General features: G+C 73.0%; 10 protein-coding genes. All 10 read left to right on the forward strand.

The window, feature by feature from the left end:
* Positions 1–54 precede the first annotated feature (54 nt).
* Positions 55–687: a YqgE/AlgH family protein gene (locus K6I33_RS22550; protein ID WP_229356031.1), complete on the forward strand. Its 633-nt coding sequence runs from the start codon at positions 55–57 to the stop codon at positions 685–687.
* 30 nt (positions 688–717) lie between these two features.
* Positions 718–1008: a DUF3039 domain-containing protein gene (locus K6I33_RS22555; RefSeq protein WP_109281359.1), complete on the forward strand. Its 291-nt coding sequence runs from the start codon at positions 718–720 to the stop codon at positions 1006–1008.
* A 196-nt stretch (positions 1009–1204) separates the two neighbouring features.
* Positions 1205–2509, forward strand: coding sequence for an extracellular solute-binding protein (locus K6I33_RS22560; RefSeq protein ID WP_229356021.1), 1305 nt, complete (start codon positions 1205–1207; stop codon positions 2507–2509).
* Entirely contained in the window at positions 2506–3420 is a 915-nt protein-coding gene (locus K6I33_RS22565) for a carbohydrate ABC transporter permease (RefSeq protein WP_229356022.1), read from the forward strand. Before K6I33_RS22560 ends, K6I33_RS22565 begins: the two co-directional genes overlap by 4 nt.
* Positions 3417–4265, forward strand: a complete 849-nt coding sequence (locus K6I33_RS22570; RefSeq protein ID WP_229356024.1) for a carbohydrate ABC transporter permease — start codon at positions 3417–3419, stop codon at positions 4263–4265. Before K6I33_RS22565 ends, K6I33_RS22570 begins: the two co-directional genes overlap by 4 nt.
* Before the next feature lie 3 nt (positions 4266–4268).
* Complete coding sequence (locus K6I33_RS22575; protein ID WP_229356026.1) at positions 4269–6038, forward strand: beta-N-acetylhexosaminidase; 1770 nt, start codon at positions 4269–4271, stop codon at positions 6036–6038.
* Positions 6039–6344: 306 nt separating this feature from the next.
* Complete coding sequence (locus K6I33_RS22580; protein WP_229356027.1) at positions 6345–7280, forward strand: xanthine dehydrogenase family protein subunit M; 936 nt, start codon at positions 6345–6347, stop codon at positions 7278–7280.
* Positions 7277–9301 (forward strand): 2Fe-2S iron-sulfur cluster-binding protein, encoded by a 2025-nt coding sequence (locus tag K6I33_RS36075; RefSeq protein WP_308297271.1) that lies wholly within the window; start codon positions 7277–7279, stop codon positions 9299–9301. The genes K6I33_RS22580 and K6I33_RS36075 overlap by 4 nt, the downstream gene beginning before the upstream one ends.
* A gap of 5 nt (positions 9302–9306) precedes the next feature.
* Entirely contained in the window at positions 9307–11670 is a 2364-nt protein-coding gene (locus K6I33_RS22590; protein ID WP_374285621.1) for a xanthine dehydrogenase family protein molybdopterin-binding subunit, read from the forward strand.
* 116 nt (positions 11671–11786) lie between these two features.
* Positions 11787–12175: hypothetical protein (locus K6I33_RS22595; protein WP_229356029.1), on the forward strand; the 389-nt coding region annotated here is incomplete at its 3' end.

The raw sequence follows: 12175 nt of genomic DNA on the forward strand, positions 1-12175 counted from the left end.
GCCGTGGCCCTCGCCCACTCCCCCCAAAGGGCGGAAATGCGGGATCATGTGGCCATGACCGAGGTGTCCTCGCTCACAGGGCGACTGCTTGTCGCGACACCCGCGCTGTCCGACCCGAATTTCGACCGCGCGGTGGTGCTGCTGCTCGACCACGACGAGGACGGCTCCCTCGGTGTGGTCCTGAACCGCCCGACCCCGGTCGGTGTCGGCGACATCCTCGAGTCCTGGGCCGCGCTGGCCGGAGAGCCCGGGGTGGTCTTCCAGGGCGGCCCGGTCTCCCTGGACTCGGCGCTGGGCGTGGCGGTGGTGCCGGGGGAGGCCCGGGAGTACGACGGGACGTCCCCGGCCGGGGACGGCGCCGGCGAGGGCCCGCTGCCGTCGTCCGCCATGGGGGACCCCGTCGGCTGGCGCAGGGTGCACGGGGCGATCGGCCTGGTCGACCTGGAGGCCCCGCCGGAGCTGCTGGCCAGGGTCCTGGGCTCGCTGCGGATCTTCGCCGGGTACTCCGGCTGGGGTCCCGGGCAGCTGGAGAAGGAGCTGGCCGAGGGTGCCTGGTACGTGGTGGAGTCGGAGCCCGGCGACGTGTCGTCCCCGGACCCCGCGCGGCTGTGGCGGGCCGTCCTGCGGCGTCAGCGCAGCGAGCTGGCGATGGTCGCCACCTATCCGGACGACCCGAGCCTCAACTGACCCGGGCCGGCCCCAGTACTCTTGGAGACCATGAGCACTCTTGAGCCCGAGCGCGGGGCAGGTACCGGCACCCTCGTAGAGCCGACGCCGCAGGTGTCGCACGGCGACGGCGACCACGAGCGCTACGCCCATTACGTCCAGAAGGACAAGATCATGGAGAGCGCGCTCTCCGGTTCCCCGGTCGTCGCCCTGTGCGGCAAGGTCTGGGTGCCCGGGCGCGACCCCAAGAAGTACCCGGTCTGTCCGATGTGCAAGGAGATCTTCGACGGCATGGGTGCCGGCGGGGACGACAAGGGCGGCAAGGGCGGCGACAAGAAGTAGCCCCCCGCCTCTCCACCCCTCGGGTTCGCCGACGGCTCCCAGGGCGCGTGATCGCGCCCTGGGAGCCGTTCGCTGTCGGTGGGGCCTTCTTGGTGGGGTCTTTGCTCTTGTCGGGGCGCCGTCACACGCTTAGCCTCCTCTCAGTTGTGCGCTGCGAAACGTCCATTGCGTATGTTGCAACGCTCAGGGGGCCCTCATGGCGTGGCGAACGCTCGTCCTGGTCGTGGTGGGGGCGGTGCTGTGCGCCGCCGGCGCCTGCGCGCCCCGTACGACGGCCGGCGGCCCGGGCGGGGACCGCGCGACCGGCACCCTGCGGGTCTGGCTCTTCCGCGAGGTCGACAACGGGCCCAAGGCGGCGGTCGTCGACGAGGCCGTCGCCGCCTTCGAGAGGGCCCACCGCGGGGTGCGGGCCGAGGTCACCTACATCCCCGTCGAGACCCGGGCCCAGCGGATCAAGGCCGCGTTCAACGACCCGCGGAGCGCCCCCGACGTCGTCGAGTACGGCAACACGGACACGGCCGGGTACGTCCGGGACGGCGGCCTGGCCGATCTCACCACCGACCTGGCGGCCTGGGACGACGCCCGCGCCCTCGACCCGGCCGCGAAGCGGTCCGTGACCGTGGACGGCAAGCTCTACGGCGCGCCCCTGTTCGTGGGCGTCCGGGCCCTGTACTACCGCACCGACGTCTTCCGGAGCCTGGGGATCCGGCCCCCAACCACCCTGGACGAGCTGGCCGCGACCGCCCGCCGCGTCCACGCGGCCCGGCCCGGGCTGTACGGGCTCGTGGTGGGCGGCGCGTACACCTACGCCGCGCTGCCCTTCGTCTGGGCGCACGGCGGGGACGTCGCGAAGCGGAAGGGACGGTCGTACGAGGCCACCGTCGACGACCCGGCCGCCCGGCAGGGCATCGCGGCCTACACGAGCCTGTTCGGCGACCACAACTGCCCCACGAGCCGGTGCGCCCGGATGACCGGCAACGACACCGTCCAGGCCTTCGCGTCCGGCAAGGCGGCCATGGCCATCGCCGGTGACTTCAGCCATCAGGCCATGGAGAACGGCAAGGTCAAGGGCGCGTACGCGGTCGTACCGCTGCCCGGGACACAGGAGGGGCGGATCGCCCCGGCCTTCGCGGGCGGGAACAACCTGGGGGTGCTCAGAAGCAGCTCCCATCGCACCCTCGCCGTGGACCTGCTGAAGACCCTGGCCGGCAAGCGCACCCAGGCCCGGCTCTTCGACGCCATGGGCTTCCTTCCCGCGGCGGCGGACGTCCGGGCCGAGGCGGCACGCGAGCGGCCCTTCGTGGCACCGTTCGTACGGACGCTGGCGGCGGGCGCGCGGACCGTGCCGGTGACTCCGGCCTGGGCCGCCATCGACGCCGGCCAGGTGCTGCCGACCCTGCTCCAGGAGGTCGTGAGCGGGCGGAAGGACGTGGACGAGGCGACGGCCGGGGCGGCGCGGAGAATGAACGACGCCTTCCGGAAGAACGGACTCCGGTCGTGAGGGCGAAGGCGAGAGCGGGGACGAAGGGCGGAGCGCCCTGGCTGTACCTCGCCCCGGCGCTCGCCGTCCTCGGCGGACTCCTCGTCTACCCCGTCTACGAGCTGGGCCTGATCTCCTTCCTCGAATACACCCAGGCCCAGGTCAGCGGGGGAGAACCCACCAGCTTCCAGGGCCTGGGCAACTACCGCGCCCTCTTCGCCGACGCGCAGTTCCGTCAGGTCCTGGTGACGACCGTCGTCTTCGCGGCGGCCTGCGTCGTCGCCACCCTGGCCGTCGGCTGCGCGCTGGCGGTGCTGCTGACGCGGATCCGGGCCCTGCCCCGGCTGGCGCTGACGCTCGCCGCGCTGGGCGCCTGGGCCACGCCCGCGATCACGGGCTCCACTGTGTGGGTCTTCCTGTTCGACCCCGACTTCGGCCCGGTCGACAAGGCGCTCACCCGGCTCGGACTGGGCGGATTCGACGGCTACGCGTGGACCTACGACCGGTACAGCGCCTTCGCGCTCGTCCTGCTGGAAGTCGTCTGGTGCTCGTTCCCCTTCGTCATGGTGACCGTTTACGCGGGCATCCGGGCGATACCGGGGGAGGTGCTGGAGGCGGCGGCGCTGGACGGGGCCTCGCAATGGCGGATCTGGCGGGACGTCATGGCGCCCATGCTGCGCCCGGTCCTGGTCGTCGTCACGATCCAGTCGGTCATCTGGGATTTCAAGGTCTTCACACAGATCTATGTGATGACGAACGGCGGCGGTATCGCCGGACAGAATCTGACGCTGAATGTCTACGCCTATCAGAAGGCGTTCGCCTCCTCGCAGTACGGCCTCGGCTCGGCGATCGGCGTGGTGATGCTGCTGATCCTGCTGGCGGTGACGCTCGGATACCTACGGCTGCTGAGACGACAAGGGGAGGAGATATGAACCGGCCCTGGCGACTCGCCGCCGAGGCGACGGCCCTGCTCACCGCTGCCGTGGTGGCCTTTCCGCTCTACTGGATGGTGCTCTCGGCCTTCAAACCGGAAGGGGAAGTGCTGTCGGAGGACGCCCGTCCGTGGACCGCCCACCCCACCCTGGACGCCTTCCGGCGGGTCTTCGGACAGCAGGACTTCGGCCGCTACCTGGCCAACAGCCTGCTGGTCGCCGGCGTCGTGGTAGTCGCCTCCGCGCTGATCGCCTTTCTGGCGGCCGTGGCGGTCACCCGATTCCGGTTCCGTTTCCGGACGACGCTGCTCGTCATGTTCCTCGTCGCGCAGATGGTGCCCGTCGAGGCCCTGACGATTCCCCTCTTCTTCCTGATGCGGGACCTGGGCGACGTGACCGGGGTGCCCGGCGTCGGGCTCAATACGCTGGGCTCGCTGATCCTCCCGCACCTCGCCTTCTCCCTCCCCTTCGCGATCTGGATGCTGCGCGGCTTCGTCCGGGCGGTGCCGGAGTCACTGGAGGAGGCGGCGTACCTCGACGGGGCGAGCCGGGCCCGTTTCCTGTGGCGGATCCTCTTTCCGCTGGTCTTCCCGGGACTGGTGGCGACGAGCGTCTTCTCCTTCATCTCGACCTGGAACGACTTCCTCCTCGCCAAGTCCTTCATCATCAGCGCCACCGAGAACTCGACGCTCCCGATGGCGCTGCTGGTCTTCTTCAAGGACGAGGGCAACGACTGGGGCGGCATCATGGCGGCGTCGACCGTGATGACGATTCCGGTGCTCGTCTTCTTCGTACTGGTACAGCGCGGGCTCGTCTCGGGCCTCGGCGGAGCGGTGAAGGACTGAACCATGGACGATCACGATCACGAACTGATCCCGGCCCCGGTGTCCGTCCGCGAGGTGCCGCCCCCGGGGCGGTACGTCCTGGACGAGAACACCCGCATCGAGGCGCGCCCCGGCACCGAGGGCGTCGCGCGCTGGCTGCGCGCGACCGTCGGCGCGGCGACGGGGCTGCCACTGGCCCCGGGCGACGACGATGACAACCGCATCGTCCTCGCCGTCGATCCGGCGCTCGGGCGGCGGCTCGGCCCCGAGGGCTACCGCATCGTGGTGGACGGCCACGCCGTGCGCGTCGACGGGGGCGGCTCCGCCGGGGTCTTCTGGGCCGCGCAGACCCTCCGTCAGCTGCTGGGCCCGGATGCCTTCCGCCGGGCGCCCGTCACCGCGCGCCGGGAGTGGACGCTGCCGTGCGCCGTCATCGAGGACGCCCCCCGTTTCGCCTGGCGCGGCGTCCTCCTCGACGTCGCCCGGCACTTCCTCCCCAAGGACGGCGTCCTCCGCTACCTCGACCTGCTCGCCGCCCACAAGCTCAACGTCCTCCACCTCCACCTGACGGACGACCAGGGCTGGCGCGTGGAGGTCCACCGCTACCCGGAGCTGACCCGGACCGGCGCCTGGCGCGCCCGCACCAAGCTCGGCCACCGGGCCTCGCCGCTGTGGGACGACCGCCCGCACGGCGGCTACTACACGCAGGACGACCTGCGCGAGATCGTCGCGTACGCCGCCGAGCGGCACATCACCGTCGTCCCCGAGATCGACCTGCCCGGCCACTCGCAGGCCGCCATCGCCGCCCACCCCGAACTGGGCAACACCGACGTCGTCGACACCACCGCCCTCACCGTCTGGGACACCTGGGGCATCAGCCCCCACGTCCTCGCCCCCACCGACCACACCCTCGCCTTCTACGAGAACGTCCTCACCGAGGTCCTCGACGTCTTCCCCTCGCCCTTCGTCCACATCGGCGGCGACGAGTGCCCCAAGGACCAGTGGAAGGCGTCCCCGGCGGCCCGGGCGCGGATGGCGGCGGAGGGACTGGCGGACGAGGACGAGCTCCAGAGCTGGTTCATCCGGCACTTCGACCGCTGGCTCGCGGAACGCGGCCGGCGGCTGGTCGGGTGGGACGAGATCCTGGAGGGCGGGAGCCGAGCCGAAGGGCGCGCCCCTGTCGAGAGCGACGAGGAGGAGGGAGCGAGGCACGAGCGACCGCGCGACGAGGAGCGTCGACAGGGGATCAGAGCGCCCGGAGGCGAGGCGACGAAATACGGCCTGGCGCCGGGGGCCACCGTCTCGTCCTGGCGCGGCTACGCGGGCGGCATCGCCGCCGCCCGGGCGGGCCATGACGTCGTGATGTGTCCCGAACAGCAGGTCTATCTCGACCACCGTCAGGCGCCCGGCGCCGACGAGCCCGTGCCCATCGGCTACGTCCGCACCCTGGAGGACGTCTACCGCTTCGAGCCGGTCCCGGCGGAGCTGACGGAGACCGAGGCGGCGCACGTCCTCGGCGCCCAGGCCAACCTCTGGACCGAGGTGATGGAGGACCAGCGGCGCCTCGACTACCAGGCGTTCCCCCGCCTGGCCGGCTTCGCCGAGACCGTGTGGTCCCCGCTGCCCGCCCCCGCCGCCCGCGACTACGCCGGCTTCGAACGCCGGATGGCCGCCCACTACGCCCGGCTCGACGCCCTCGGCGTCGACTACCGCCCGCCCGGCGGCCCGCGTCCCTGGCAGCGCCGGCCCGGTGTGCTCGGACGCCCGATCGAGGGCGCGCCCCCGATCGTGTGAGCCGCGCCGGAAGGTGACGAACCGTGCGGCGGCCCCTGGCACGGTGGTCCTCCACACACCGCGGTAAGTCGTACAAGGGCCGTACAAGAGTCGGCAAGCACCGCAATACGCTGGCAAACCGCCCACAGTGGTGAGAGTCTCCCAACCCGGACTTTCTCCCCGGTCGGGTACGCGGCCACGGCTTGCGGACCCTCGCGACAGCGGATCCGGAAGATGTGCCAAAGTTTCCACGTCCGGGGCGACAGCACGTACCGTACGGCGAGGACCTGACGGAAAAGTCGGGCCCACCGGGAAGGGGCACCTGGGTTGACCACGCACGCACCGCAGGCGGCGCACACGGTGACGTTGCCGGGCTCGCTGGACGAGGCCGTGGCGGCGCTGGCCGCCATGCCCACGGCCGTGCCCGTCGCCGGCGGCACCGATCTCATGGCGGCCGTCAACTCCGGGCTGCTGCGCCCCGCGGGCCTCGTCGGCCTCGGCCGCATCAGCGAGATCAAGGGCTGGCAGTACCAGGACGGCGCCGCCCTGCTCGGCGCGGGCCTCACCCACGCCCGGATGGGCCGCCCGGACTTCGCCGCCCTCATCCCCGCCCTCGCCGCGGCCGCCCGCTCCGCCGGACCGCCCCAGATCCGCAACGCCGGCACCCTCGGCGGCAACATCGCCTCCGCCCAGCCGACCGGTGACGCGCTGCCCGTGCTGGCCGCCCTGGAGGCCTCGCTCGTCATCGCGGGCCCCGGCGGCACGCGCCGCGAGATCCCCATCGGCCGCCTGCTGGCCGGGCTCGACATGCTGCGCCCCGGCGAGCTGATCGGCCATGTGCGGGTACCGCTGCTGCACGCCCCCCAGACCTTCCTCAAGGCCACCGGCCGCATGGGCCCCAGCCGCGCCGTCGCCTCCGTCGCCGTCGTCCTCGACCCGGCGCGGCGCAGCGTGCGCTGCGCGGTCGGTGCGGTGGCGCCGATGCCGCTGCGGCCCTTCGACGCCGAACGCTGGGTGTCCTCGATCGTCGACTGGGACGGCGAGCGGACGCTCGCGCCGGACGCCCTCGCCGCCTTCGGCGACTACGTCGCGGCCGCGTGCATCCCCGATCCGGTGCCCGTGCCTCCGAACCCGTTGTCCCCCCATGACCCTCACGCCCCTCATGACGGAGCCGAGCCCGGTACCCTGCCGCCGGCCGTGCTGCATCTCCGTCGTACGGTGGCGACCCTGGCCCGCCGAGCACTGGGGAGGGCACTCGCGTGAGTGACGACCAGCAGCGACACACCCATGCCCCCGCGCCCGGCGCGGGCGGCTGGCAGCCGATCCCGCAGGGGGCGGGCCTGGAGGCGGAGGGCACGACCTTCGTCCAGCTCCCGCCCGAGCTCCTGGCCCAGACCGGCCCGGGGACGGGCGCGGGATGGGGTCCCCTGGCGGCGCCCGGGACGGGCTACACGCCCCCGGTCGTGGACTCCTGGCAGCAGCAGGCGCAGCATCCGGCCCCGCACTCGGTTCCGCACCCGGCCCCGCACGAGCACCAACAGCCGGAGCCTGTTCAGCAGCATGTGCCGCAGGTGCCGGCGCAGCAGCACTGGGACTCGTACGAGCAGCGCGCCACCGGCGCTTACGGTCACCAGCCCGCCGCCGCTTCGTACGACCGGCACGGGGCGGGTGCGGAGCAGCGGTACGTGCCGGAGCAGCACGTTCCGGAGCAGCATGTCCCGGCTGGGCAGGTGCCGGACCAGCACGTTCCGGACCAGCACCTCATGGACGGGCACGTTCCGGGCGTGGGCGTGGACGACGGCGGTGCCGCCGATCCGCACGCCACCGCGCAGTGGCAGGTGTCCTTCGCGGCGGACGACGCCGTGGGCACCGCCGCCGGTGCCGCGGAGCCCGCGGGCCCGGAGCCGGTGAACCACCCGGAACCGGTGGACCACCCGGAGCCGGTGAACCATCCGGAACCGGTGGACCACCCGGGTCCCGGGGCCACGGGCCAGTGGTCGGTCCCGGCCGCCGGGGACGACTCGGTGGAGGAGTCCGGGGAGTACGCGCTGCGCGACTCCGGCGCACGGCGGCAGTGGTCCGTACCGGCCGGGCGGGACGAGTCCGCCGCGTACGGAACGGGTGTTGCCGGCGTCGACGCCGACGACCGCGTGGTCACCGGTGCGGGCGATAATCCGACCGGCGAGTGGACGGCGGCTCCCGCCGAGGCCGGCGACGGCGCGCACGACGCCGAGGAGCGGACGAACCCGGAACCCGGAACGGACCGGGCCGACGGCGACGACCAGGATCAGGCCGAAGCCGAGGCACAGGACCGTATCCCGGCCCCCGCCGCCCCGGCCATGGACACCCCGGACACTCCGAATGTCCCGGATGCCACGGAGATCCCGAACGCCCCGGAGATCCTGGACGTCCCGGAGATCCTGGACGTCCCGGAGATCCCGGCCGTCCCCGACCCGCCGCAGCCCTACCCCCTCAACGAGCACCCCTGCGCCTCGTTCGTCCTGCGCGTCAACGGCACCGACCGTCCCGTGACCGACGCGTGGATCGGCGAGTCCCTGCTCTACGTCCTGCGCGAGCGCCTCGGCCTCGCGGGCGCCAAGGACGGCTGCTCGCAGGGGGAGTGCGGCGCGTGCTCCGTCCAGGTGGACGGCCGGCTGGTCGCGTCCTGCCTCGTCCCGGCCGCGACGACCGCGGGCGCGGAGATCCGTACGGTCGAGGGCCTCGCGACGCACGGACAGCCGTCCGACGTCCAGCGGGCGCTCGCCGAGTGCGGGGCCGTGCAGTGCGGCTTCTGCGTGCCCGGTCTGGCGATGACCGTGCACGACCTGCTGGAGGGCAACCACGCCCCGACCGAGCTGGAGACCCGGCAGGCCATCTGCGGCAACCTCTGCCGCTGCTCCGGCTACCGGGGCGTGCTCGAAGCGGTGCGCCAGGTCGTCGACGAGCGCGCGGAGGCGGCCGCCCTGGAGGAGGAAGCGGCGGCGGCGGACCCGGCGCACGAGGAGCAGGCCCAGGTCCAGCCCCAGGTCCAGGCATTCCAGGACCCGGACGCGGTGAGCATCCCGCACCAGCAGCCCGGCCCGTACGGCGACGGTTCGTATGCCCAAGGCCCGTACGGCGCGGGTGGATACAGCGACGGCTCGTACGGCGAGGGCTCGTACGGCGACGGCTCGTACGACACGGGCTCCTACGGTGGTGGCGTCCCCTACGGCGACGGCTCGTACGGTGACGGCCCGTACGGGGACGGCGGCGCCGGCGGCGGTTTCGGAAAGGCAACGGCATGACGGGGATGGGCGGGATGACCGGTACGGGCGGCATGGCGGGCGGCACGGGCGCGGGTGACATCCCGGCGTCCGTCATCACCGCCACCGCCGTACCGCCCGCCATCCCCGAGGGGCCCCTCCTCGGCATCGGCGTCTCCCTGCCCTCCACCGACGCGGCCGCCAAGGCCCAGGGCACCTTCCCCTACGCGGCGGACCTGTGGGCCGAGGGCCTGCTGTGGGCCGCCGTGCTGCGCTCGCCGCACCCCCACGCCCGCATCGTCTCCGTCGACACCTCGGCCGCCGCGACGATGCCGGGCGTCCGGGCCGTCGTCACCCACGCCGACGTGCCGGGGGAGACGAGGTACGGCCGGGGGGCCGCCGACCGGCCCGTCTTCGCGTCCGACCTGGTCCGGCACCACGGCGAGGCGATCGCCGCCGTCGCCGCCGACCACCCGGACACGGCCCGCCTCGCCGCCGCGGCCATCGTGGTGGAGTACGAGCCGCTCGACCCGGTCACCGACCCCGAGCATGCCTTCGCCGCCGAGCCGCTGCACCCCGACGGCAATCTGATCCGCCACATCCCGCTGCGCTTCGGTGATCCGGACGCGACCGGCGAGGTGATCGTCGAGGGCCTGTACCGGATCGGCCGCCAGGACCCCGCCCCCATCGGGGCCGAGGCCGCCCTGGCCGTGCCGCGCCCCGACGGCGGTGTCGAGATCTACACCGCCTCCACCGACCCGCACGCCGACCGCGACCTGGTCGCGGCCTGTCTGGGCCTGGAGCACGACCGCGTCAAGGTCGTCGTCACGGGCGTCCCCGGTGCCATGGGCGACCGCGAGGACCCGGGCGTCCAGCTCGCCCTGGGCCTGCTCGCCCTGCGCACGGGCCACCCGGTCAAGCTGGTGGCGACGCGCGAGGAGTCCTTCCTCAGCCACCCGCACCGCCACCCCACCCTGCTGCGCTACCGCCACCACGCGGACGCCGAGGGCAAGCTGGTCAAGGTCGAGGCCCAGGTCCTGATGGACGGCGGCGCCTACGCCGAGTCCTCCTCGGACGCGCTGGCGGCGGCCGTGGCCTTCGCCTGCGGCCCGTACGTCGTCCCGCACGCCTTCGTGGAGGGCTGGGTCGTCCGTACGAACAACCCGCCGTCCGGGCACGTCCGCGGCGAGGGCGCCATGCAGGTGTGCGCCGCGTACGAGGGCCAGATGGACAAGCTCGCGGCGCAGCTCGGCCTGGACCCGGCGGAACTGCGCATGCGCAACGTGCTGGCCACGGGCGACGTCCTGCCCACCGGCCAGACCGTCACCTGCCCGGCCCCGGTCGCCGAACTCCTGCGCGCCGTCCGCGACTACCCGCTGCCCGCTCTTCCCAAGGACGACCCCGAAGACAACGAGGACGACTGGCTCCTGCCCGGCGGCCCCGACGGCGCGGGCGACCCGGGCGCGGTGCGCCGGGGCGTGGGCTACGGCGTGGGCATGGTCCACATGCTGGGCGCGGAGGGCGCCGACGAGGTGTCCACGGCCACGGTGAAGGTCTCCGGCTCGGTGGCCACGGTCATCTGCGCCGCCGTGGAGACCGGCCAGGGCTTCGCGACGCTGGCGCGGCAGATCGTCCAGGACGTCCTGGGCATCGAGGAGGTCCACGTCGCCCCGGTCGACACCGACCAGCCGCCCTGCGGCCCGGCCGCGCACGGCCGCCACACCTGGGTCTCGGGCGGCGCGGTGGAACGCGCGGCGAGAATGGTCCGCACGCAGCTCCTCCAACCCCTGGCCCACCAGTTCGGTATGTCGACGGAGCTGCTGACGATCGCCGACGGCAAGATCACGTCGTACGACGGCGTCCTGAGCACGACGGTGGCCGAGGCCCTCGACGGCAAGGAACTCTGGGCCACCGCCCAGTGCCGCCCCCACCCCACGGAGCCCCTGGACGAGTCCGGCCAGGGCGACGCGTTCGTCGGCATGGCCTTCTGCGCGGTACGCGCCGTGGTGGACGTGGACGTCGACCTGGGCTCGGTGCGCGTCGTCGAACTGGCCGTCGCCCAGGACGTGGGCCGCGTCCTGAACCCGGCCCAGGCGAGGGCCCGCATCGAAGCGGGCGTCGTCCAGGGCGTGGGCGCCGCCCTGACGGAGAACCTCCGCACCAACGCCGGCCAGGTCCGCCGCCCCGACCTGATGTCGTACGCCCTCCCGACGGCACTGGACGCGCCCGACGTCCACATCGTCAAACTGGTGGAGGAGCGCGACGTCGTCGCCCCCTTCGGCGCGAAGGCCATCAGCGCCGTCCCGGTCGTCACCTCCCCGGCGGCGGTCGCGGGCGCGGTACGGGCGGCCACGGGCCGCCCGGTCAACCGCCTCCCGATCAGGCCGCAGACGGCGGCGGTGGCTTCCTGAGTACATGTACTCAGGCTGAATGTCGGTGGCAGTCAGTAGTCTTGTGGCTCTTGCACGCAAGTAACTCTTGCGCGCAAGACAACTGACGGGCAGACACGAGGGGCGGGGCGAAGACCGTGGGCGGGGCATCGGGACTGCGCACAGAGCAGGAGTCGCTGGAGTCCTTCAAGGGCAGAGTCGACGCCCTTCTGACCTACCTCCAGGGCACGGAGGCCTCCCCGCACCGCATAGCGGACAACCACCTGGTGCCCGCGCAACTGGGCGTCGGCTTCGCGGAGGTCGAGTCCCTCTACAGCGCGTACAACGAGGTCCACGCGCAACTGAAGGCGCTGTCCCAACTCCTGAGCGACCAGATCGAGGCTCTGGGCACGGCGGTTCACGCGGCCAAGGTCGGCTACGCGAACGTCGACGCGGAACTCCGCGACCGCATGTGGGCGATCCAGGCCCGGACGAGAGAGCTGTACGTACCGTCCCGCGACCCGAACCCCCACCCAAAGTCGGCACC

The organism is Streptomyces sp. UNOB3_S3 (assembly GCF_020740895.1).
Lineage (GTDB): Bacteria > Actinomycetota > Actinomycetes > Streptomycetales > Streptomycetaceae > Streptomyces.